This window comes from Streptomyces sp. Mut1, from assembly GCF_030719295.1.
Classification (GTDB): domain Bacteria; phylum Actinomycetota; class Actinomycetes; order Streptomycetales; family Streptomycetaceae; genus Streptomyces; species Streptomyces castrisilvae.
This window is the reverse complement of sequence record NZ_CP120997.1, coordinates 5,857,704-5,879,615: the sequence shown is the minus strand read 5'-3', so window position 1 is coordinate 5,879,615 and position 21,912 is coordinate 5,857,704. Positions and strand designations below refer to the sequence as shown.

Genomic DNA, 21,912 nt, shown 5'->3' with positions numbered 1-21,912 from the left:
ACCAGGCCCGCGCCGGCCGGTTTCTCCAGGAACGACACGAGTAACGAGAGTTCCCATGACAGCTGACAGCACTCCGGCGCTCGTGAAACAGGCGGACGCGGACGGCCCGGCTCCGGCCGGTCCGTCGGCCGCACGCGGTCCACGGGCGCGCAACACCAAGGCCTATCTGAAGTATGTGGCCGCCAAGATCGCGGGCGCCGTCGTCTCGCTGTTCGCGGTTCTGGTCACCAGCTTCTTCCTCTTCCGGCTCATCCCGAGCGACCCGGTCAAACAGATGACGGGCGGCCGGCGCGTATCGGCCGAACAGCTCGAATCGCTGCGCCACCAGTTCGGTCTCGACCAGCCGATGTGGCAGCAGTTCACCAGCTATGTGAAGGACGCGCTCACCGGCGACTTCGGCACCTCGTTCGCGTACCACGCACCGGTCGTCGACAAGATCGTCGAGAAGCTGCCGGCGACGCTGCTGCTCACCGGCACCGCCTATGTCCTGTACAGCCTGCTCGGCATCTGGCTCGGGACCCGGACCGCCTGGCGCAACGGCTCCGCGAGCGACCGGTTCAACACCGCGCTCGCGCTCACCCTCTACTCCGTGCCGTCGTTCTGGCTCGGACTGCTCCTGATCATCGTCTTCTCGGTGGGCGTCGGCCCGATCCCCGGGATGTTCCCGACGGGCGGGATGTCCGCCGGCGACGGGGCGAGCGGCTTCGCGTACATCATGGACGTCGCGCACCACATGGTGCTTCCCGTCATCACGCTCGTCGCGGTCGGCTACGCGCAGACGCTGCTGGTGATGCGTTCCTCGCTGCTGGACGAGATGGGCAGCGACTACCTGACGACCGCCCGTGCCAAGGGGCTGCGGGACGACACGGTGCGCCGCAAGCACGCCGTGCCCAACGCGATGCTGCCCACCTTCACCCTGATGTTCGTCAACCTGGGCCATGTGGTGGCCGGGCAGATCCTGGTGGAGACCGTGTTCTCCTGGCCGGGTCTCGGCTCGCTCTTCTACCAGGGCCTGAGCACCCCCGACCTGCCGCTCGTCCAGGGGCTGTTCTTCGTCTTCGCCACCGCCGTGATCCTGGCGAACACCCTCGCCGATGTGCTGTATCCGCTGCTCGATCCCCGGGTGGGCCGATGACGACGACCGATTCCACTCCGAAGCCCGCGCCCGAGCCCACGCCGACTCCGCCCCCTGCGCAGACCGAGCCGGTCAAGAGCGCCCGCGCGCTGGCCCGAGCCCGCAAGCGCCACTCCCTGGCCCGCTTCTGGCGGGAGTACCGCAAGCACAGGGGCGGCATGTGGGGCCTGGGCTGTCTGGTGCTGATCGCGGTGATCGCCCTGGCCGCGCCCCAGCTGGTCGGCGCCGACTCGCAGAACGTGACCACGGCGCCCGGCGGCGCGCTGGAGTCGCCGAGCGGCGAGTTCCCGCTCGGCACCGACCAGTTCGGGCGGAGCGTGCTCGCGCTGCTGGTGTGGGGGGCGCGCGTCTCGCTCACCGTGGGGCTGCTCGCGGCGTTCCTCTGCGTCGCCATCGGCACGATCGTCGGGATCGTCGCGGGTCATTTCCGCGGCTGGTACTCGACCGTGCTGATGCGGATCACCGACTGGTTCCTGGTGATGCCGACCCTGGTGCTCGCCATCGCGCTGGCCACGGTGATGGACCGCTCCCTGTGGACCATCATCATCGCGATCGGCGTCACGACCTGGCCGACCACCGCCCGGCTGGTCCGGGCGCAGACCCTCGCCGTGGAGTCCCGCCCGTACATCGAGCGCGCCCGCGCGCTGGGCGGCGGCCACGGCCACGTCATGATCCGGCACGTCCTGCCGAACGTGATGCCGCTGGTGCTCGCCCAGACCACGCTGGTGATCTCCAGCGCGATCCTCACGGAAGCCACCCTGGCCTTCCTCGGGCTGGGCGACCCGACCATCACCTCCTGGGGCAGCATGCTCCAGGACGCGCGCGCCGCGGGCGCCGTGAGCGCCGGCGACTGGTGGTACCTGGCACCGCCCGGCATCGCCATCGCCCTGGTGGCCCTGGCGTTCACACTGTGCGGCCGCGCGATCGAGTCCGTCCTCAATCCCAAGCTGGGGGTGGCCCGTTGAGCACGACGAGCATCCGCAAGACGCCGCTCCTCGAAGTCCGCGACCTGACGGTGACGTACGCCGGCGGGGCCCAGGCGGTCCGCGGGGTGAACCTGGAGGTCGAGGCGGGGCGCAAGCTCGGCATCGCCGGGGAGTCCGGCTGCGGGAAGTCCACGCTGGCGCTGGCCCTGCTGCGGCTGCTGCCCGCCGGCACGAAGGTGACCGGCGAAATCCTGCTGAACGGCGAGGACGTCCTCGCGATGAAGTGGGGCCAGGTCAGGGCCGTGCGCTGGGCCGGCGCCTCGATCGTCTTCCAGGGCGCCATGCACTCGCTGAACGCGGTGCACCGCATCGGGGACCAGATCGCCGAACCGATCATGCTGCACAAGAAGGCCACCCAGGCCGCCGCACGCAAACGGGCCGGCGAACTGCTGGAGCAGGTGGGGCTGCCCGCCGCCCGGACGGACGCCTACCCGCACGAGCTCTCCGGCGGGCAGCGGCAGCGCGTGATGATCGCGATGGCGCTCGCCTGCGACCCCGGCCTGATCATCGCCGACGAGCCGACGACGGCCCTCGACGTGATGATCCAGGCCCAGATCCTGCGGCTGATCGAGCAGCTGGTCTCCGAGCAGGACCTCGGCCTGATCATGATCAGCCACGACCTCGCGGTGCTGTCCGACACCTGCGACCGGCTCGCCGTGATGTACGCGGGCCGGGTCGTCGAGCAGGGTCCGGCGACCGAGGTCTACGAGAACGCGCACCACCCGTACAGCAAGGCCCTGTCGGGCGCCTTCCCGCGCATCGGGGACCCGGCCTCCCGGTTCGCGCCCCGGGGCCTGCCCGGCGATCCGCCCGACCCGTCGGCGCTGCCGGCCGGCTGCACCTTCCACCCGCGCTGCGCCGTGGCCCTGGACTCCTGCGCCACGCTGGACCAGGAGCTGCGGGACGCGGGCCCGGGGCGGCAGGCCGCGTGCGTGCTGGTGGGTCCGGAGGGGGCCGGGGACCCGGTCCTGCCGGGCGCCGAGGAAGCAAGGAGCACAACATGACGACCACCCCCGTGGACCTGCTCAGCGCGCAGGGGCTCCGGATCACCTTCCCCGGCCGGCACGGGGCCGAACCGGCGCGTGCGGTGGACGGGGTCGATCTGGACATCCGGCCCGGCGAGATCGTCGCCCTGGTCGGTGAGTCGGGGTGCGGCAAGACGACTCTGGCCCGTTCGCTGCTGGGTCTCGTCCCGCCGACGGCCGGACAGGTCACCTTCGACGGCAAGCCGCTGGACTACCGCAGCCGGGCGCTCAAGGCGTACCGCAAGCGGGTGCAGCTGGTGCTCCAGGACCCCAGCGGTTCGCTGAACCCGCGCCACACCGTGTACGACGCGGTGGCCGAGGGGCTGCGCATCCACGGGTACGGGGGCGACGAGCGGCAGGCGGTGCACGACGCGCTGTCGCGGGCCGGGCTGCGGCCTCCGGAACGGTTCTTCCTGCGCTACCCGCACGAGCTGTCCGGCGGCCAGCGCCAGCGCGTCGTGATCGCGGGGGCGCTGGTCCTGGAGCCGGAGCTGATCGTGGCCGACGAGCCGGTCGCCTCGCTCGACGCTTCGGTGCGCGGCGAGATCCTGGCGCTGCTGCTGCGGCTGCGCGAGGAACTGGGGCTTTCCGCCCTGGTGGTGACGCATGATCTCGGTCTGGCGTGGAACATCGCGGACCGGGTGGCGGTGATGTATCTGGGCCGCATCGTGGAGACGGGTGACGTCGAGCAGATCCTGACGGCCCCGCGCCATCCGTACACCCAGGCCCTGCTGTCCGTGCTGCCGGAGGCGGAGGGCGATCCGGTCGTGCTGACCGGTGAGCCGCCGGACCCGTCCAGGGTTCCGTCCGGCTGCCGCTTCCACGCCCGCTGCCAGGTGCTGGCCTCGGGTGCGGCCGAGCGGGCGGGCGTCGCGGACGCGTGCCGTACGCAGGACCTCCCGGTGCTGGCGGGCGGCGGCGAGACACAGGTGGCGTGCCACTGGGCCACCGCGAAGGCGGCGGTGTCCTGAGGCGGCGGTGCGGGTTTCCCGGCCGCACCGGCCGGGAAACCCGCACCGCTCCCGGGGTTCAGCCCCGCTCGGCCGCCGCGACCAGTTCGCTGCACCGCTTCACGTCGGCGGCCATCGCCACGAGCAGGTCGTCGATCGTGTCGAACTTCAGCATGCCGCGTACGTAGGCGAGGAAGTCCACGGCGACGTGCAGGCCGTACAGGTCGAGGCCGACGCGGTCGATCGCGTACGCCTCCACCGTGCGCTCGGTGCCGTCGAACTGGGGGTTGGTGCCGACCGAGATCGCGGCGGGCATCGCCTCGCCGTTCGCGTGCAGCCAGCCCGCATACACGCCGTCGGCGGGGATCGCGGTGTGCGGCAGGGTCTCCACGTTGGCGGTGGGGAAGCCCAGTTCGCGGCCGCGCTGGGCGCCCCGGACGACGATGCCCTCGACGCGGTGCGGCCGGCCCAGGATCTCGGCGGCCCCGGCCACGTCCCCCTCGGCGACCAGGCGCCGGGTGAGGGTGGAGGAGAACGGCTCTCCGCCGCCCGCCTCGCCGCGCACCCGCAGGTCGATGACCTCGACGCGGTAGTCGTGGGTGGCGCCCAGCTCGGTCAGCAGCTCGACGTTCCCCGCGGCCTTGTGGCCGAAACGGAAGTTCGGTCCCTCGATGACCAGACAGGCGTGCAGCTTGTCGACCAGCACCTTCGCGATGAAGTCGGCCGGGGCGAGCTGCGAGAACTCGGTGGTGAACGGCAGGATCAGCATCGCGTCCACGCCCAGCTCCGCCATCAGCTCCGCACGCCTGTGGTGCGGGGCGAGCAGCGGCGGATGGCTGCCGGGGCGGACGACCTCGCTGGGGTGCGGGTCGAAGGTCACGACGACCGACGGCACGCCGAGCTCGCGCGCCCGCTCGACGGCCCGGCCGATGATCAGCTGGTGCCCGCGGTGCACCCCGTCGTAGGAGCCGATGGTGACGACGCTGCGTCCCCAGTCCTGGGGGATGTCCTCCAAACCACGCCAGCGCTGCACTCTGACCGCTCCTCGCCCGAACCTGTGTACGTGGGTATGTCTCTTACGCAGGTCTAAGACTGCCATGCTCACGCCTTGCGGCCTGCATCGGCATGGGCATCGAGCTGCCCAGAGCCTCCACCGTGCGCCGGGTGCTGGGCCCGACGACCGCCGCCCACTCCTGCGGGGCGTCGGCCAGCCACCCCATGACCAGAGGGCCGAATCCGGCCACCTCCTGGGCGAGCGCGACCAGTCGGCGGTCGAACAGCGCGGCCCCTTCGGGGGTACGCACGAGCAGCATCCCGGTCCGGTGCACCAGGGCCCTGGTGCGGGCCGGTGACCGCCCGGCACATCCGGTCGCGGCGGCCGTCAGCAGCGCCTCCAGCACCACCGGGTCCGGGCCGGCCCCGCCCTGCTCGAAGTCCAGCAGCACTTCCAGCAGCTCGTCCCGGGTGGGCTGGGACGCGGGGCCGCCGGGCGAGGCGAGGACGCCGGCCAGCGCTCCCCGGACGGGCGGCGCCGCGGCGCGGTCCCGGAGCAGGCCGGTGAGCAGGGGCAGCAGCAGGGCACGGGCTGCGGGCCCGTGCTCCAGCCTGCGTTCGAGGTACGCGGCGGTGTGCGCCGTGTCCGCCGGGTGGGCCCCGACGTAGGCGCGTACGAGCCCGGCGGCGTGCAGCGTCAGCTCGGGCGCCTCGATCCCGGCGAGGGCGCGGAGCACATCGCCCGCCGCCTCCCCCGGCCGGGCGAGCCGGTCCCGGTACGCGGCCAGCACGGTCTCGGGGTGGGTGGGCAGGGCGGCGGCGAGCGCGGCGGCGGGCACCTGTACCTCCGGCGGTCCCTGCGCGGTGAACGCCCGGACGGCCTGCGGGAGGTGACGGTCCCTCGTCCCCGGGTCGGCCACGAGCAGGGCGAGCACCGGCCCGTGCAGTTCGCTGTCGGCCGGGCGGGCCAGCAGCGCGAGCGCGGCGCGGCGCAGCAGGACGCGGTCGGATTCGCGGGTCAGGTGCGGGGCGAGGAGCGTCGCGTACGAGACGGCGGCGGCCCGCCGTCCGCGCCGCTCCTCGTCCCGGGACCACCGCTCGACGGCCCGGCAGAGCGTGCCGGGTTCGTCCTCGGCCAGGGCTGCGAGCAGCTCATCGGCCCGGGGGTGCCCGGCCGAGACCAGCGCGTCGGCCAGCTCGTCGACGGCGAGGTCGCGGCGGGCGTACAGGAGGGCCTGCGCCGCGGCCGCGACGGTGGGCCGGACGGCCACGTCCGGCGGGGAGACGAGCGGGCGCTCGTCGGTGAACCAGGCGCACAGGAGCGGCTGGAGGGTGCGCGGATGGGCGGCGAGCCGTCGGGCGACGGCGTCCAGGAACCGCCCGTCCCCGTCTGTGTCGCCGGCTCCGGGCGGCCCGTCTGCGGGGACGAGCCGCCGGAACAGATCCATCCGGTCCGCCTCGGGCAACCGCAGCCGCCGCCAGAACCAGGGCCCGAACTCGGCATACGCCCCGGACGCACCGCCCCCGGCGGCCTCCCGCGCACTGCGCACGACGCGCCCGGCCAGCAGCCGCAGCACTCCGAGGTACGGCCGGGCATCGGGCACCCGCAGCAGGGTTTCGGCGAGAAGGTGCGCGGCCCACCAGCGGGCATCGGGCAACGGGGCGGAATCCTGCGGGGCGGCCGTGCCGGGGGCCGCTTCCTGCGGGACGGCTCTGCCCGGGGCCGCTTCCTGCGGGACGGCTCTGCCCGGGGCCGCTTCCTGCGGGACGGCCGTGCCCGGTACGGCCACCTGCGGGACGGCTCTGCCCGGGGCCGCTTCCTGCGACGCGGGGACGTCCGCGGCCGGGGCCGCCGCGCGCGAGGCGACGGCGCCCGGGGCCGGGGCAGTCGCCCGCGCGACGGCCCCGCTGCCCGCGCCCGGACCCACCGCACGCGCGGCGCCCCCGGCCGGAGGCGCGTCCGCCGCGGCGGCGGCACCCCCGCCCGTACCCGCCCCCCGCGGCAGCCGGTCGAGAGCCTCGATCAGGTCGGCCAGGCGATGGGCCGGCGCGGCCGTGCCGTGGCGGCGTCCGAGCAGGAGCAGGGCCTGGATCACCGGGCCGATCCGGTGCCGGGGCACGGGCAGGCTGCGCGGGCCCCCCGGGCGGGCTTCGCCAGACGCGTCCGGCGACACGTCCGAAGGCGCGCCCGGAGGTGCGCCAGAAGGTGCGCCCGAAGGCGCGTCCGGGGCCGAGCCGCGAGGGTGTGGAATCCGGCCGGCGCTCTCCCCGGACCCGGCCCCCGGGTCCGCGTGCCACCGGTGCACCAGCGCCCGCAGCGCCGCCTCCAGGTCCAGGTGGGCGCTCTGGATCCAGTCCCCCACCTCTTCGTGCGCGAAGCGGTAGCCGGCCCCGGCCGGGACGAGGAGGCCCTCGGCCAGCACCGCCGGGGCCCAGCCCGTGCGCCACGGGAAGATCTCCTCGAACGCGGCCCGGTCCAGCTCTCCCTGTCCGGGGCCCAGACAGCGCCGGGCCGCCTCGTGGACCTGGCCCGCGACCCGTGCCGCCAGCCGCCGCACCTGGGCGGGCCCAGGACGGCTGCCGGCGGCGATCCGGACGGCGATGCGCAGGCACATCAGGTCCAGATGGGCGCCGAAGACCTCCTCCGTGCCGGGGCGCCCCGGTGTGTCCGGCGGCAGGGCCTCGCGTACCTCGGCCAGCAGCCGCAGGGTCAGGGGGTGGCGGTCGTGGCCCACGGCGAGGGCGTCGGGCGGCAGGCCGAGCCGTTCCCTGGCGCGCTCGGCCTGGCCCGCGGTGAAGTCGGCGATGCGGACGGCCGGGGGCAGCCGCGGGGCCGGCCGGGCGGGGCGGTGCAGCGCTCCGGGCGGGCAGAGCGCGCCCGCGGTCTCCCAGTGCTCGGGCCGGCAGCCGACGACGAGCCGGGTGCCGTGGGCCCGGAGCCAGTCGACCGTGCCCGTGGTCCAGTCGGCGAACCGGTGGGCCAGCACGGGCGGCATCTCCTCCGGGCCGTCCAGCAGGAGGAGCAGCGGCAGGCCGGTGTCCGCTGCCAGCCGCGCGACCCGCTCGGGGGTGGCGCTCGCCATGTCGCCGGGGGCGCCTGCGGCGCTGACGATGCGCCCGGCCTGCCGGAGCGTACGGGCGACGGCGTCCGCGACCGAGGCGTCGTCGGCCAGCAGGTCCGCGCCGCGCAGCCACAGGGTGGGCGCGGGGACGGGGCCGGTGGCCCGGCGCGCGGCGATGGCGGCGAGTTCGGTGGTGCGGCCGGTGCCCGGCTCTCCGACGAGGCCGAGGACCACGGCGGCCTCGTCCCCCGCCGCCGCGAACGCCTCGGACTCGGCGAGGACGTCGGGCCGCTCCACCGATTCACGGCCGCCGGAACCACCCGCCGACGCCACGGACATGGCGGTGAGCTGGAGCGCCCCGGCGAGGTTGAGGTCGGGTCCGAAACCGGGGACGGTCGTGGCGTTGCGCCGCAGCAGTTCTCCCAGCGGTCCGCCCCCCGGCGCCCCGGCCAGCGGTGTCGCGCATCCGGCGGTGGCGTGCGCGGCGCGCAGGGCGAGGCCCAGGACGGCGATGACGGCCCCGCTGTCCGGATCGAGGACGGGCCCGCCCACCGCGGCACCGCCCAGCCGGAGCGCGTCGCTGCCGTCCGTGCCGAGGGCCAGTTCCAGGGCCGGGTCGATCCGGTGGGTGCGGCCGCGGCTGGTGTACGTGACCGGCGTCCGGCCCAGAATCCGCGCCTCGCGCAGGCCGTGAGCGGCGACCGTCACGTACGTACCGGGGTCGAGCCGCTCCCGCGTGGAGATGGGCAGCGGCCGCACGCCGAGGACGTCCGGGCCCCCCGTCGGCAGAAGGGCGAGGTCCCACTCCGGCACGGCGGTGATGTCGGCGGCCTGGACCCGGCGGCTGCGGCCGTCCGCGCCGTGCAGCAGGAGGTGCGGGAGTCCGTCGACCGCCTCGTGGCTGGTGACGACCGTCCCCCGGTCGTCCGCGACGAACCCGGTCCCCCGCGGCCGGCCGGCCGGGTCACACAGTCCTACCAGCGTCGTCCGGTCCCCGCATCCCATGATCCGACGTTAGGTCGGCGATGATCGGCGCGCGGACCACTCACGGCGAAAGCGCCCCCGTCACCCCCCTGATTCACTCCGAGCGCCTGCCCGTTGGGGTGAATCCGGAGCGTTTCGTGGACAGAAACAGGTGGGGGATCGTGGAGCGGGTACGAGGGGCTCTGCCCGCTCCACGATGAGGGTCCGGCCGCCCGGCGGGAGCCGCCGGTGACCGGTCAGCCGAAGACGGCGAGGCTCTTGGCCTTGCCCTTCTGCTCCTCGACGAGCACCAGGAACTGCCCGTCCGGCCCGAAGACCGCGACCGGCCCCGCCGGGTGGGACGGCATGTCCAGCCGTACGCCGTTCAGCAGCAGCCTGGCCCGCTTCTCGTCCACGTCCCAGCGGGGGAACGCCGAAGCGGCGGCCTCGGCCACCGGCATCACGGCCAGCTCCTCCTGGTGCTGGTCGAGCGTGCGCGCGGCGTCCAGCCCGTACGGGCCGACGCGTGTGCGCCGCAGGGCGGTCAGATGACCGCCCACGCCGAGCCCGGCCCCGAGGTCGCGGGCGATGGCCCGGATGTACGTACCGGAGGAGCAGACGACCGAGACGACCAGGTCGAGCACCGGGGTGCCGTCCTCGGCCACGGCCTCGCGGACGTCGTAGACGCGGAAGGACGAGATGGTCACCGGCCGGGCCGGGATCTCGAACTCCTCGCCGCCGCGCACCCGCGCGTAGGACCGCTTGCCGTCGATCTTGATGGCACTGACCTTGGACGGCACCTGCATGATGTCGCCGGTCAGCACGGCGACCCCCGCGTCGATGCCCTCACGCGTGACGCCCGAGGCGTCGGTGGACGAGGTGATCTCGCCCTCCGCGTCGTCCGTGACGGTGTTCTGGCCGAGCCGGATCGTGCCGAGGTACTCCTTCTCGGTCAGCGCGAGATGGCCGAGGAGCTTGGTGGCCTTCTCGACGCCGAGCACGAGCACGCCGGTCGCCATCGGGTCCAGTGTGCCCGCGTGGCCGACGCGACGGGTCCGGGCGATGCCGCGCATCTTGGCGACGACGTCGTGCGAAGTGAAGCCGGACGGCTTGTCGACCACGACCAAGCCGTCCGGCGTCCTGTTCTGCGGTGTCATTCGGAGGCGGTGTCCTCGTCCTCCGGCTTGCGGTACGGGTCCGCGTCGCCGGCGTACGCGGCGCCCGAGGACGCCTCGCGCACCTTGGCGTCCGAGGCCCGTGCCCGGTCGAGCAGGTCCTCGATGGCGCGCGCGTTCTCCGGGAGGGCGTCCGCCACGAAGGTGAGCGTGGGGGTGAACTTCGTCCCCGCCGCCGAACCGACCGCGGACCGCAGGATGCCCTTGGCGCTCTGCAGACCCGCCGCGGCGCTCGCCCGCTCCTCGTCGTCGCCGTAGACCGTGTAGAAGACCGTGGCCTCCCGCAGGTCACCGGTGACCCGGACGTCCGTGATGGTCACGTGCGTACCCAGACGCGGGTCCTTGATGCCACGCTGCAGTTTCTCGGCGACCACCTCCTGGATGAGGTCCGCCAGCTTCTTAGCCCGCGCGTTGTCGGCCACTGGTCCGTCTCCTTCGCCTTGCTCAATCGTCTTCGTCGCTGTGCAGCCGCCGTCGTACGGACAGCAGCTCCACTTCCGGCCGGGCGGCGACGAGGCGCTCGCACCGGTCGAGTACGTCTGTGAGGTGCCGGGTGTCCCCGGAGACCACGGCCAGGCCGATCTCGGCCCTGCGATGGAGGTCCTGCCCGCCCGTCTCCGCCACGCTCACCGCGTACTTGCGCTGGAGCTCGGCGACGATCGGACGGACCAGGGAGCGCTTCTCCTTCAGCGACCGTACGTCGCCGAGAAGCAGGTCGAAGGACAGTGTCCCCACATACATGTATGTCCGGATGTCCCGCCGGTTCGGGTTCGCGCCCCACCGATCATCGGCGGGGACACAAGAACCGTACACGGAACGGCCGGGGCCGATCGACGGAAATACGTCCCGTCGACCGGCCCCGACTGTTGAGGTACGGGTCAGCCTCGCGGCTTCTCGCGCATCTCGTACGTCGCGATGACGTCGTCGATCTTGATGTCGTTGAAGTTTCCGAGGTTGATACCGCCCTCGAAGCCTTCGCGGATCTCGGTGACGTCGTCCTTGAAGCGGCGCAGACCGGAGATGGTGAGGTTCTCCGCGACGACCTTGCCGTCGCGCAGCAGGCGCGCCTTGGTGTTGCGCTTGACCTCGCCGGACCGGACGAGCACACCGGCGATGTTGCCCAGCTTGGACGAGCGGAAGATCTCGCGGATCTCCGCCGTACCCAGCTCGACCTCTTCGTACTCCGGCTTGAGCATGCCCTTGAGGGCCGCCTCGATCTCCTCGATCGCCTGGTAGATGACCGAGTAGTACCGGACGTCCACACCCTCGCGGTCGGCCATCTGCTGCGCACGCCCGGCGGCGCGCACGTTGAAGCCGATCACGATGGCGTCGGAGCCGGTCGCCAGGTCGATGTCCGACTCGGTGACCGCACCCACACCGCGGTGCAGGACCCGGATGTCGACCTCTTCGCCGACGTCGAGCTGGAGCAGCGAGGACTCGAGAGCCTCCACCGAACCGGACGCGTCGCCCTTGATGATGAGGTTGAGTTCCTGGACCAGACCGGCCTTGAGCGCCTCGTCCAGGTTCTCCAGGGAGAACCGGACACCCTTGCGGGCGAAGTTGGCGTTGCGCTCGCGGGCGGCACGCTTCTCGGCGATCTGACGGGCCGTACGGTCCTCGTCGACCACCAGGAAGTTGTCGCCGGCGCCCGGGACGTTGGTGAGACCCAGCACGAGGACGGGGGTCGAGGGACCCGCTTCCTCGACGTTCTCGCCCTTGTCGTCGAGCATCGCGCGGACACGGCCGTAGGCGTCGCCGACCACCATCGTGTCGCCGACCCGCAGCGTCCCTCGCTGGACCAGGACGGTCGCGACGGCACCGCGGCCGCGGTCGAGGTGGGACTCGATCGCGATGCCCTGCGCGTCCTGCTCCGGGTTGGCCCGCAGGTCGAGCGAGGCGTCGGCGGTGAGGACGACGGCCTCCAGGAGAGCCTCGATGTTGAGGCCCTGCTTGGCGGAGATGTCGACGAACATCGTGTCGCCGCCGTACTCCTCGGCCACCAGACCGAACTCGGTGAGCTGACCGCGCACCTTGGTCGGGTCCGCGCCCTCGACGTCGATCTTGTTGACCGCGACCACGATCGGCACGTCGGCCGCCTTGGCGTGGTTCAGCGCCTCGATCGTCTGGGGCATCACACCGTCGTTGGCCGCGACCACGAGGATCGCGATGTCGGTGGACTTCGCACCACGGGCACGCATGGCGGTGAACGCCTCGTGACCCGGGGTGTCGATGAAGGTGATCCGGCGGTCCTCGCCGTTGACCTCCGAGGAGACCTGGTAGGCACCGATGTGCTGGGTGATGCCGCCGGCCTCGCCCGCGATGACGTTCGTCTTGCGGATGGCGTCGAGGAGCCGGGTCTTACCGTGGTCGACGTGACCCATGACGGTCACGACCGGCGGACGCGGCTGCATGGCCTCGTCGCCGCCCTCGTCCTCGCCGAACTCGATGTCGAAGGACTCGAGAAGCTCGCGGTCCTCCTCCTCCGGGCTGACGATCTCCAGGACGAAGTTCATCTCGTCCGCGAGGAGCTTCAGCGTCTCGTCGGAGACGGACTGCGTGGCAGTGACCATCTCGCCGAGGTTCATCATCACGCCGACGAGCGACGCCGGGTTGGCGTTGATCTTCTCGGCGAAGTCGGTGAGCGAGGCACCGCGCGACAGGCGGACGGACTGTCCGTTGCCGCGAGGCAGCATCACGCCGCCGACCGACGGGGCCTGCATGGCCTCGTACTCCTGGCGCCTCTGCCGCTTCGACTTGCGGCCACGACGCGCGGGACCGCCGGGACGGCCGAAGGCGCCCTGCGTGCCACCACGGCCACCGGGACCGCCGGGACGGCCACCGAAACCGGGACGGCCGCCGAAGCCACCGCCACCACCGGGACGGCCCGCGCCGCCACCGCCGCCACCGGGACGGCCGGCGAAACCGCCGCCACCGCCGCCGGGACCGGCCGGACGGCCCGCGAAGCCACCGCCACCGGGACGGCCCGCGCCGCCGCCGGGACGACCGCCGCCACCGGGACCGCGGCCTGCGCCGGGGCCACCACCGGGACGCGGGCCGGCAGCGGGACGCTGCGGCATCATGCCCGGGTTCGGACGGTTACCACCGGGGCCACCGCCGGGACGGGGGGCCTGCGGACGGGGCATGCCGCCCGGAGTCGGACGGGCACCGCCCTGCCCCTGCGGGCGCGGGGCGCCACCGGGGCCGCCCTGCGGACGCGGGGCGCCGGGACGCTCCTGGCCGCCACCGGGACGCGGGGCGCCGCCGGGACGGGGTGCCTGCGGACGGGACATGCCCGTCGAGCCACCGGAGGTGAAGGGGTTGTTGCCCGGACGGGGACCGGCCGGACGTGCGCCGCCGGGGCGCGGGGCGCCCTGGCCGGCGGGACGCGCGGGGCGCTCGCCGCCACGGCCACCGTCGCGGCCGCCGTCACGCTGACCACCGTCGCGGCCCCCGTCGCGCTGACCGGCCGGAGCCGGACGGGCGGGACGGGGACCCGGGGTGGCGCCGCCGGCGGGGCGCGGTGCCTGCTGCTGCGGCGCGGCCGGCTGGGCCGGCGCCGGAGCCGAGAACTCGGCGGCGGGCACCGGCGTGACCGGGGCGGCCTTCGGCGCGGGCTTGGGGCCCGGACGCGGGCCGGCGGCCGGAGCCGACGGGGTGGAGGGGGCGCTGCTCGCGGGGGCCTCGGCGGCGGCCGGCTTGGGGGCCGGGGCGCCGGGCTTCGGGGCAGCGGGACGTGCCGCGGCGGCCGGGGAGGGCGCCGCGGGCTTGGCGGGCGCGGCCTTGCGGGGCGCGCCGGGCTTGGCAGCGGGCTTGCCGGCGTTGCCGCCGGGCCCCTGCAGTGCGTCAGTCAACTTGCGTACGACCGGCGCCTCGATCGTCGAGGACGCCGAACGGACGAATTCACCGAGTTCTTGGAGCTTGGCCATGACGACCTTGCTCTCAACCCCGAACTCCTTGGCGAGTTCGTATACCCGGACCTTAGCCACTTCGCTCCTTTTAGGTCCGGGTTACCGCCGGACCGTCGCTACTTCATGGGCGTACTCATCGCGTACTCATCGAGTGCTCATCGCAATCTCGACCTACTTCCAACTCGCGAGGTACCTGACCGCACGGGGACCCGTGCCGTTCATTTCTTACGGTGTCACCCGCTCGACGAACCGCTGTACCGCGGTGGGGTCGAACGGCCCCTTGGCCTTGAAGGCCCGGGGGAATGCCCGGCGGCGAACCGCCAGGTCCAGACAGTCGGGGACGGGGTGCACGTAAGCACCCCGGCCGGGCAGCGTACCGCGAGGATCGGGGGCGCAGGCGCCCTCGTCCGCCACGATGCGCAGCAGCTCGCTCTTGGCCGCCCGCTCCCGGCATCCCACACAGGTTCGCTCAGGGCAAGCGCGGGCATGCGTCCGGCCAGACACGTTTAAGTCTACCTCCCCGCACCGACCTCACCCCTTTGGGGCAAAAATCGAACGTACGTTGTCGTGATCTCAGCGGCGCGGGGACGTGATCTATTCCCCGCGGCCGCCTCCGGGCGCCGCTTCAGCGCCGCTCGGAGCGCTCCCGGGCCCGCTCGGCGCGCTCGCGGTCGGCGACATCGCGCTCGGCGTCGGTCTCGGTGTCCGGGCGGATGTCGATGCGCCAGCCGGTGAGGCGGGCGGCGAGGCGGGCGTTCTGCCCCTCCTTGCCGATCGCCAGCGAGAGCTGGTAGTCCGGCACGGTCACCCGGGCGGAACGGGCACCGAGGTCAACGACCTCGACCTCGCTCACCCGAGCGGGCGACAGCGCGTTGGCGACCATCTCGGCCGGGTCGTCCGACCAGTCCACGATGTCGATCTTCTCGCCGTGCAGCTCGGCCATCACATTGCGCACGCGTCCGCCCATCGGGCCGATGCAGGCGCCCTTGGCATTGAGCCCGGAGCGGGTGGAACGGACGGCGATCTTGGTGCGGTGGCCGGCCTCGCGGGCGATCGCGCAGATCTCGACGGAACCGTCGGCGATCTCCGGGACCTCCAGCGCGAAGAGCTTCTTCACCAGGTTGGGGTGGGTCCGCGACAGCGTGACCGAGGGGCCGCGCACGCCCTTGGCGACGCGCACGACGTAGGTGCGCAGCCGCAGGCCGTGGGTGTACTCCTCGCCCGGCACCTGCTCCTGCACCGGGAGGATGGCCTCCAGCTTGCCGATGTCGACCAGGACGTTCTTCGGGTCCTTGCCCTGCTGGACGACGCCGGTCACGACATCGCCCTCGTGGCCCGCGTACTCGCCGAACGTGCGGTCGTCCTCGGCGTCGCGCAGCCGCTGGAGGATGACCTGCTTGGCGGTGGTGGCGGCGATCCGGCCGAAGCCCGACGGGGTGTCGTCGAACTCCTTGGGCTCCTGCCCCTCCTCCAGATCGGCCGGGTCCTCCTTGGCCCAGACCGTCACATGGCCGCGCTCGTCCAGCTCCACACGCGCCCTGCGGTGGCTGCCGTCCGTGCGGTGGTACGCGATGAGGAGGGCCGACTCGATCGCTTCGACGAGGACGTCGAACGGGATCTCCTTGTCCTGCGCCAAGCCCTTCAGAAGCTTCACATCGATGTCCACGGCTACGCCTCCTCTTCCTTCTTGTCCTTGCGGTTGAATTCCAGCTCCACACGGGCCTTGGCGATCTCGCCGAAGGTGATCCGGCGGGCGGTGGGCCTGCGGCCCTTGACGCCCGGCACCTCCAGGTCGAGACCGTCCTCGTCCACGGCCTGGATGCGGGCCACCAGCTCCCCGCCCTCACGCAGCGTCAGCCTGGCCAGCCGGCCGGTGGCGCGTACGTAGTGGCGGTGCTCCGTCAGCGGGCGGTCGGCACCGGGGGAACTGACCTCCAGGACGTACTCGTCCTCACCCATCGCGTCGGTCTCGTCCAGCTTCGCGGAGATCGCGCGGCTCAGTTCCGCACAGGCGTCGAGCTCGACGCCCTCCTCGGAATCCACCACGATCCGCAGCACCCGGCGACGGCCGGCCCGGGACACTTCGATCTCTTCCAGCTCCAGCTGCTCGGCGCTGACGAGCGGTTCGACCAGCCCGCGCAGCTTCTCGCTCTGGGTGGTGCTCATCCGGGTGACTCCTCGGCCGCGTGTGCTGTTGTGGGGATCCTCGTGTGTCTGGTCAAAGGGTATCCGGTCGCAAGGGGTGTTGCTGTCAGCCGGTCCCGGGGGCGCGGGTACGCTCACCAAGGGTGATCACTTCCGGACAGATCCAGTCACAACAGATCCAGCCCGAAGGAGAACAAGTGCGGCGTACGGGGACGACGCGCAGGGGCGCGCTCACGGCGACGGGCGCGTTCGCCGTCGGCGCGGTGCTGGCGGGCTGCGGAGGCGACACGGACGACACGGGCTCGGGCCGCAAGGGCTCCGCGCACAGCGGGGCCCGGACCGCGGCCGACGGGACGTCGTCGGTACGCACGGAGAAGGCGCTGCGCACCAGCGCGTCCCGCACCACGGCGACCCTGCTGGCCGGGTACGAACACGTGCTCACGGCCCATCCGTCGACGGCCACCGCCCTCACCCCCCTGCGTGACGCGGTCCGCGCCCATCTGAAGGCCGTCACGCCCGGCGCGGCGCCGGCGCTCGGCACGGCCCGCTCCCGGGCCGCCGGCCCCGCCGCCGCGGTCAAGGAACTGGCCGCCGCGGAACGCGCCGCGGCCGACGCGTACACCGCGCTGCTCCTGGAGGCGCCCGGGGAACTGGCCCGGCTGCTCGCCTCGGTGGCCGCCGCCTGCTCGGCCCACGCCTACCTGCTGACCGAACTGGCCAAGGAGACCCCCGCATGAGCGACGGCACGCTGGAAGCGGCCCAGGCGGCGCTGGCCGCCGAGCACGCGGCGGTCTACGGCTACGGGGTGGCGGGCGGCCGCGTCGCCTCGGCCCGCCGCGCCGAGGCCACATCCGCGCACCAGGCCCACCGCGCCCGCCGGGACGCCCTGGTGCGCACGGTCCGGGACCTGGGCGGTGAACCGGTGGCGGCGGACGCCGCGTACGCTCTGCCGTTCGCGGTGCCGGACTCGGCGGCCGCGGTGCGGCTGGCCGCCGTCCTGGAGGACCGGGTGGCCTACGTCTACTCCGACCTGGTCCGGGCCGCCGACGGGGAGCTGCGGCGCAGCGCGGCGGACGCGTTGCGCGAGGCCGCGGTGCGCGCGGTGCGCTGGCGGGGCAGCGGCGTACCCTTTCCCGGGCTCGCCGAGCGGGCAAGGACGAAGACCGGGACCGGTACGAAGACCGAGGCGGGCGCGGCGCACTGAAGAAGGCTCTGAAAGGGAACACGGCACGTATGGGTTTTGAACCGCCGCAGCGTCTGGTGCGAGCGCTCGGCGAGTCGTACGGGGATACGGCCGCCGGTCAATGGCTCGCGGGGCTCGACGCACTGACCGAGCAGGCGCTGGCCGCGACCGGACGCGCACCGGCCGTGGAGCGGGTCGCCGCCCCCGGCGGGCGCAGCAGTCTGGTCCTGCTGGTGCGGGGGTCCGACGGCACCCCGGCAGCCCTGAAGCTCGCCCCGTCCGGCGCCGCGCCCGCCCTCGAAGCGGCCGCGCTGGCGCACTGGAACGGCTGGGGCGCGGTGCGGCTGCTCGATCCCGCCGACGGCGCGCGGCCCGTCGAGGGCGCGCTGCTGCTGGAACGGCTGCACCCGGAGATGTCGCTGCGTTCGCTGCCCGAGGCGAAGGCGCTGCTGGAGGCGGCGGGGACGGTGCGGCGGCTGTGGGTGGAGCCGCCGGCCGGCCACTCCTTCGAGACGGTCGCCGAGCGGACCGGGCGGCGCACGGACGCGATGCGCGCCGCCGCCGCTGCCGACCCCGCGCTGGAGCCCCTGGTGACGGCGGCGCTGGCGGCCCGGGACGAGCTGGTCGCCCACTCCCCCGAGACGCTGCTGCTGCACGGCAACTTCCGGCAGAGCAAGGTGCTCGCGGGCGAGCGGGCGCCCTGGCTGACGGTCGGGCCGGAGCCGCTGGTCGGCGAGCGGGCCTACGATCTGGCGCGGCTGGTCCGGGACCGGGTCGAGGATCTGATCGCCTCGCCCGCCGGCGCGACGACGGCCCGGCGCCGGGTCAAGAAGCTCGCGGACTCGCTGGACGTGGACCAGCAGCGGCTGCACGGCTGGACGCTCTTCCGCGCCGTGGAGTCGGGCACCCGGGCCCTGAGGGCCGGGCGCCGCCAGGAGGGCGAAGTGACGCTGGAGTTCGCAGGCTGGCTGTAGGTCAAGCGGAGGGGCCCCGCACGGGATGTTCCGTGCGGGGCCCCTCCGCATGGATCAGCCCTGCTGCTCCGTCAGGCGGGCGATCGCCTCGTCGACGGTCAGCTCCTCGCGCTCGCCGGTACGGCGGTCCTTCAGCTCCAGGACGCCTTCGGCCGAGCGGCGGCCCGCGACCAGGATCTGCGGGACGCCGATCAGCTCGGAGTCGGTGAACTTCACGCCGGGCGAGACGCCCGCGCGGTCGTCGACCAGGACCCGCAGCCCGGCGGCGCCCAGCTTCTCGGAGACGTCGAGGGCCAGTTCCGTCTGGAGCGCCTTGCCCGCGGCGACCACGTGCACATCGGCCGGGGCGACCTCGCGGGGCCAGCACAGGCCCTTCTCGTCGGCGGTCTGCTCGGCGAGGGCGGCCACGGCACGGGAGACGCCGATGCCGTACGAGCCCATCGTGACGCGGACGGGCTTGCCCTGCCGGCCGAGCACGTCGAGCGCGAAGATGTCGGCGTACTTGCGGCCGAGCTGGAAGATGTGGCCGATCTCGATGGCGCGGTCGACCTGGAGGCCGGTGCCGCACTTGGGGCAGGGGTCGCCCGCCTCGACGACGACGACGTCGAGGTAGTCGTCCACCTCGAAGTCGCGGCCCGCGACGACGTTCTTCGCGTGCTTGCCGTCCTTGTTGGCGCCGGTGATCCAGGCGGTGCCGGCGGCGACGCGGGGGTCGGCGATGTAGCGGACCTTCTCCAGGCCCTGCGGGCCGACGTAGCCGCGCACCAGGTCGGGGCGGCCCACGAAGTCCTCGGCGGTGACCAGCTCGACCACGGCGGGCGCCAGGTGCTCGCCGAGCTTGCCGAGGTCGACCTCGCGGTCACCGGGCACGCCCACGGCGACGATCTCGCCGTCGATCTTGACCAGGAGGTTCTTCAGGGTGGCGGAGGCCTCCACGCCGAGGTGGGCGGCCAGGGTCTCGATGGTCGGGGTGTCGGGGGTGTCCAGCTCCTCGACGGCGCCCACACCCGAGGCGTCGCCCGGGGTGGCGTTGAAGGTCACGGCCTCGGTGTTGGCCGCGTAGTCGCAGCTCGGGCAGTCGACGAAGGTGTCCTCGCCGGCGGGCGCGGGCGCCAGGAACTCCTCGGAGGCGGAGCCGCCCATGGCACCGGAGACCGCGGAGACGATGCGGTGGTCGAGGCCGAGCCGCTCGAAGATCCGGATGTAGGCGGCGCGGTGCAGCCGGTACGCCTCGACCAGGCCCTCGTCGGTGGTGTCGAACGAGTACGAGTCCTTCATCTGGAACTCGCGGCCGCGCAGCACACCGGCCCGGGGGCGGGCCTCGTCGCGGTACTTCGTCTGGATCTGGTACAGGATGACGGGCAGGTCCTTGTAGGACGAGCACATGTCCTTGACGACCTGGGTGAAGATCTCCTCGTGGGTGGGGCCGAGGAGGTAGTCGGCGCCCTTGCGGTCCCTGAGGCGGAACAGCAGGTCGCCGTACTCGTCGTAGCGGCCGCTCGCCTCGTACGACTCCTTGGGCAGCAGCGCGGGGAGCAGGACCTCCTGGCCGCCGATGGCGTCCATCTCCTCGCGGACCACGCGGGTGATGTTCTCCAGGACCTTCTTGCCGAGCGGCAGCCAGGACCAGATTCCGGCCGCGGTGCGTCGTACGTAGCCGGCTCGGACGAGGAGCTTGTGGTTGAGCGTCTCGGCGTCCGCCGGGTCGTCGCGCAGTGTCTTGATCATCAATCGGGACATGCGCTGGACCTGGGCCATGATGAACTCCTGCTCGGAAGGGTGATGGGCCCGAGGTTAGCCGGGCTGCCCGTGCGGGCGGAAATCCATTCCTCACCTTCGGCGCAGCGGGAGGGGCGCTCCCATGACCGCGTACGGCTTGGGGGCGCTGGGGAAGATCACCTGCCGGGCCAGGTCCTGGTAGCCGAGCGAGTGGTAGAGGCCGCGTGCCGGGCTGTCCGTGTCGATGGCGGAGAGGATCGAGCGGGGCTGCGGGACGGCGTCCGTGACGGTGGTGATGAGAGTGCGGCCGATGCCCCGGTTCTGGAAGTCCGGGTGGACGTGCAGTTCGGTGATCACGAACGAGTCGTCCAGCCAGTGCGCGGAGCCGGTGGCGCGCAGGTAGGGCTCGACCACGGTGGCCCACCAGTGGCCGCGCTCGTTGGGCATGCCGTAGACGAAGCCGACGAGCCGGCCGTCGGGTGTCAGGGCGCCGAGCGCGCGGGCGTGCGGGTGGTCGAGGTGCCGGAGCACGATGTGGCGGCGCACCTCGATCTCCTCGGCGCCGAGGCCGAAGGCGAGGGCCTGCACGGCGAGCGCCTCGTCCACGCGTGCGGCGAGGTCGATCGGCCCGACCCGGACGCGGTTGGTGCGGGGGCCGCCCCCGGAAGCTGCTGCCATGGAGCGACCCTACTGTCCGGGCCGCCGGCCCGGGGCCCGGTCAGAACAGCACGCTCATGAACGCGCCGGTCTCGCGGAAGCCGATGCGGCGGTAGGCCCTGCGCGCGGGGGTGTTGTAGTCGTTGACGTAGAGGCTGACGACCGGGGCGACATCGGCCAGCGCGTACCGCACGACGGCGGCCATGCCGGTCTCGGAGAGGCCGCGCCCGCGGTACTCGGGGGCGACCCACACACCCTGGATCTGGCACGCCTGGGAGGTGGTGGCGCCGATCTCCGCCTTGAAGACGACCTTGCCGTCGTCGATCCGGGCGAAGGAGCGGCCGGCGGCGATGAGTTCGGCGACGCGGGCCTGGTAGAGGAGGCCGCCGTCGCCGGCGAGCGGGGAGATGCCGACCTCCTCGGTGAACATGGCCACGCAGGCCGGCATGAGGATGTCCATCTCGTCCTTGCGGACGCGGCGGACGAGCGGGTCGGGTGCCACGTCGGCGGACGGGCTCTCGGTCTCCATGAGGGGCTGGTTGGCCCGGACCTCGCGGGCCGGGCCCCAGCCCGGTTCGAGGAGCCGCCAGAGCTGGGCGGTGGGCTCGGCGGGGCCGACGATCGAGGAGCAGCGGCGGCCGGCCCTGCGGGCGCGGTCGGCGAAGGCGCGGACGGCCTCGGGGCCCGCGCAGATGGGGACGAGGTTGGCGCCCGAGTAGCACAGGGAGCGCAGGTGGCCGTCGGCGTACCAGCCCCACATCTCGCCGCCGAGGCGCCAGGGGTCGAGACCCGCGATCTGGACGCGGGACGTCACGAAGGCGTTGGTCACGGGTTCGCTCTCGAGCACCGCGAGGGCGGCGCCGAGGTCGCTGGGTTCGAGGACCCGGGTGGTGGTGTGCGTCAACACGAGGGGGCCTCACCATGCGGTCTGCTGATTTCCGCACTGTACCCAAAGAGCCCGGCCGACGCCGCCCGTGCCCGGGAACGGCTTCCGGCGGACGCGGTGAGCCCGCTCACGGACCGCGCCCCGCGGAGAT

Annotated in this window: 19 protein-coding genes; 7 read left to right on the top strand and 12 right to left on the bottom strand. The window is 73.4% G+C overall.

The features are described 5' to 3' along the window. Positions 1-55 precede the first annotated feature (55 nt). The 4 genes from P8A18_RS25695 to P8A18_RS25680 are packed head-to-tail and all read left to right on the top strand — an operon-like array spanning position 56 to position 4,117. Entirely contained in the window at positions 56-1,135 is a 1,080-nt protein-coding gene (locus tag P8A18_RS25695; protein ID WP_306058067.1) for an ABC transporter permease, read from the top strand. Beyond that, positions 1,132-2,100 carry an ABC transporter permease gene (locus tag P8A18_RS25690; RefSeq protein WP_306058065.1) on the top strand — a complete coding sequence of 323 codons (969 nt, stop codon included), beginning with the start codon at positions 1,132-1,134 and terminating at the stop codon, positions 2,098-2,100. Before P8A18_RS25695 ends, P8A18_RS25690 begins: the two co-directional genes overlap by 4 nt. Beyond that, on the top strand, positions 2,097-3,125 hold the full coding sequence (locus P8A18_RS25685; protein ID WP_306058063.1) for an ABC transporter ATP-binding protein: 1,029 nt from the start codon (positions 2,097-2,099) through the stop codon (positions 3,123-3,125). Before P8A18_RS25690 ends, P8A18_RS25685 begins: the two co-directional genes overlap by 4 nt. Beyond that, positions 3,122-4,117, top strand: coding sequence for an ABC transporter ATP-binding protein (locus P8A18_RS25680; RefSeq protein ID WP_018551838.1), 996 nt, complete (start codon positions 3,122-3,124; stop codon positions 4,115-4,117). The genes P8A18_RS25685 and P8A18_RS25680 overlap by 4 nt, the downstream gene beginning before the upstream one ends. 58 nt (positions 4,118-4,175) lie before the next feature. Here P8A18_RS25680 and P8A18_RS25675 read toward each other — a convergent pair whose 3' ends face one another. The 9 genes from P8A18_RS25675 to rimP all read right to left on the bottom strand — a co-directional run bounded on the left by P8A18_RS25675 (position 4,176) and on the right by rimP (position 16,363). Continuing rightward, the gene (locus P8A18_RS25675) at positions 4,176-5,129 is read right to left on the bottom strand and encodes a bifunctional riboflavin kinase/FAD synthetase (RefSeq protein WP_078622548.1); all 954 of its coding nucleotides are present in this window, start codon (positions 5,127-5,129) and stop codon (positions 4,176-4,178) included. Positions 5,130-5,172: 43 nt separating this feature from the next. Continuing rightward, positions 5,173-9,156, bottom strand: a complete 3,984-nt coding sequence (locus tag P8A18_RS25670; protein ID WP_306058061.1) for a trypsin-like peptidase domain-containing protein — start codon at positions 9,154-9,156, stop codon at positions 5,173-5,175. 215 nt (positions 9,157-9,371) lie between these two features. Then, entirely contained in the window at positions 9,372-10,271 is a 900-nt protein-coding gene (gene truB, locus P8A18_RS25665; RefSeq protein WP_306058059.1) for a tRNA pseudouridine(55) synthase TruB, read from the bottom strand. Continuing rightward, entirely contained in the window at positions 10,268-10,711 is a 444-nt protein-coding gene (gene rbfA / locus P8A18_RS25660; protein ID WP_018551834.1) for a 30S ribosome-binding factor RbfA, read from the bottom strand. Before rbfA ends, truB begins: the two co-directional genes overlap by 4 nt. A gap of 22 nt (positions 10,712-10,733) precedes the next feature. Continuing rightward, the gene (locus P8A18_RS25655) at positions 10,734-11,030 is read right to left on the bottom strand and encodes a DUF503 domain-containing protein (protein WP_018551833.1); all 297 of its coding nucleotides are present in this window, start codon (positions 11,028-11,030) and stop codon (positions 10,734-10,736) included. Positions 11,031-11,167: 137 nt separating this feature from the next. Then, positions 11,168-14,275, bottom strand: coding sequence for a translation initiation factor IF-2 (gene infB / locus P8A18_RS25650; protein WP_306058056.1), 3,108 nt, complete (start codon positions 14,273-14,275; stop codon positions 11,168-11,170). Between the two features lie 147 nt (positions 14,276-14,422). After that, positions 14,423-14,701, bottom strand: coding sequence for a YlxR family protein (locus P8A18_RS25645; RefSeq protein WP_306058054.1), 279 nt, complete (start codon positions 14,699-14,701; stop codon positions 14,423-14,425). 121 nt (positions 14,702-14,822) lie between these two features. Beyond that, positions 14,823-15,863 (bottom strand): transcription termination factor NusA, encoded by a 1,041-nt coding sequence (gene nusA / locus P8A18_RS25640; protein WP_147971225.1) that lies wholly within the window; start codon positions 15,861-15,863, stop codon positions 14,823-14,825. Between the two features lie 2 nt (positions 15,864-15,865). Continuing rightward, positions 15,866-16,363 carry a ribosome maturation factor RimP gene (gene rimP, locus P8A18_RS25635; protein ID WP_306058050.1) on the bottom strand — a complete coding sequence of 166 codons (498 nt, stop codon included), beginning with the start codon at positions 16,361-16,363 and terminating at the stop codon, positions 15,866-15,868. Positions 16,364-16,539: 176 nt separating this feature from the next. On the opposite strand from rimP, the gene P8A18_RS25630 reads away from it, so the two are divergent. From P8A18_RS25630 to P8A18_RS25620, 3 genes are read left to right on the top strand one after another with little or no spacing between them, the layout of a single operon-like run. After that, positions 16,540-17,079, top strand: coding sequence for a hypothetical protein (locus P8A18_RS25630; protein WP_306058048.1), 540 nt, complete (start codon positions 16,540-16,542; stop codon positions 17,077-17,079). After that, positions 17,076-17,546 carry a ferritin-like domain-containing protein gene (locus P8A18_RS25625; RefSeq protein WP_306058045.1) on the top strand — a complete coding sequence of 157 codons (471 nt, stop codon included), beginning with the start codon at positions 17,076-17,078 and terminating at the stop codon, positions 17,544-17,546. The genes P8A18_RS25630 and P8A18_RS25625 overlap by 4 nt, the downstream gene beginning before the upstream one ends. Before the next feature lie 29 nt (positions 17,547-17,575). Further along, positions 17,576-18,499 carry an aminoglycoside phosphotransferase family protein gene (locus tag P8A18_RS25620; RefSeq protein ID WP_306058043.1) on the top strand — a complete coding sequence of 308 codons (924 nt, stop codon included), beginning with the start codon at positions 17,576-17,578 and terminating at the stop codon, positions 18,497-18,499. A gap of 54 nt (positions 18,500-18,553) precedes the next feature. On the opposite strand, the gene P8A18_RS25615 is transcribed toward P8A18_RS25620, so the two are convergent. From P8A18_RS25615 to P8A18_RS25605, 3 genes are all read right to left on the bottom strand, one after another. Then, positions 18,554-20,257 (bottom strand): proline--tRNA ligase, encoded by a 1,704-nt coding sequence (locus P8A18_RS25615; protein WP_306058041.1) that lies wholly within the window; start codon positions 20,255-20,257, stop codon positions 18,554-18,556. Positions 20,258-20,329: 72 nt separating this feature from the next. After that, positions 20,330-20,896, bottom strand: coding sequence for a GNAT family N-acetyltransferase (locus P8A18_RS25610; RefSeq protein ID WP_306058039.1), 567 nt, complete (start codon positions 20,894-20,896; stop codon positions 20,330-20,332). Between the two features lie 40 nt (positions 20,897-20,936). Then, entirely contained in the window at positions 20,937-21,782 is an 846-nt protein-coding gene (locus P8A18_RS25605) for a GNAT family N-acetyltransferase (RefSeq protein WP_306058037.1), read from the bottom strand. Between the last annotated feature and the right edge of the window lie 130 nt (positions 21,783-21,912).

Excerpts from the sequence above, each read along its gene's own strand:
- P8A18_RS25680 (WP_018551838.1), top strand. The coding sequence starts at position 3,122 with ATGACGACCACCCCCGTGGACCTGCTCAGCGCGCAGGGGCTCCGGATC.
- P8A18_RS25615 (WP_306058041.1), bottom strand. The coding sequence starts at position 20,257 with ATGGCCCAGGTCCAGCGCATGTCCCGATTGATGATCAAGACACTGCGC.
- P8A18_RS25620 (WP_306058043.1), top strand. The coding sequence starts at position 17,576 with ATGGGTTTTGAACCGCCGCAGCGTCTGGTGCGAGCGCTCGGCGAGTCG.
- P8A18_RS25655 (WP_018551833.1), bottom strand. The coding sequence starts at position 11,030 with ATGTATGTGGGGACACTGTCCTTCGACCTGCTTCTCGGCGACGTACGG.
- P8A18_RS25610 (WP_306058039.1), bottom strand. The coding sequence starts at position 20,896 with ATGGCAGCAGCTTCCGGGGGCGGCCCCCGCACCAACCGCGTCCGGGTC.
- P8A18_RS25695 (WP_306058067.1), top strand. The coding sequence starts at position 56 with ATGACAGCTGACAGCACTCCGGCGCTCGTGAAACAGGCGGACGCGGAC.
- P8A18_RS25670 (WP_306058061.1), bottom strand. The coding sequence starts at position 9,156 with ATGGGATGCGGGGACCGGACGACGCTGGTAGGACTGTGTGACCCGGCC.
- truB (WP_306058059.1), bottom strand. The coding sequence starts at position 10,271 with ATGACACCGCAGAACAGGACGCCGGACGGCTTGGTCGTGGTCGACAAG.
- P8A18_RS25625 (WP_306058045.1), top strand. The coding sequence starts at position 17,076 with ATGAGCGACGGCACGCTGGAAGCGGCCCAGGCGGCGCTGGCCGCCGAG.
- P8A18_RS25690 (WP_306058065.1), top strand. The coding sequence starts at position 1,132 with ATGACGACGACCGATTCCACTCCGAAGCCCGCGCCCGAGCCCACGCCG.
- rimP (WP_306058050.1), bottom strand. The coding sequence starts at position 16,363 with ATGAGCACCACCCAGAGCGAGAAGCTGCGCGGGCTGGTCGAACCGCTC.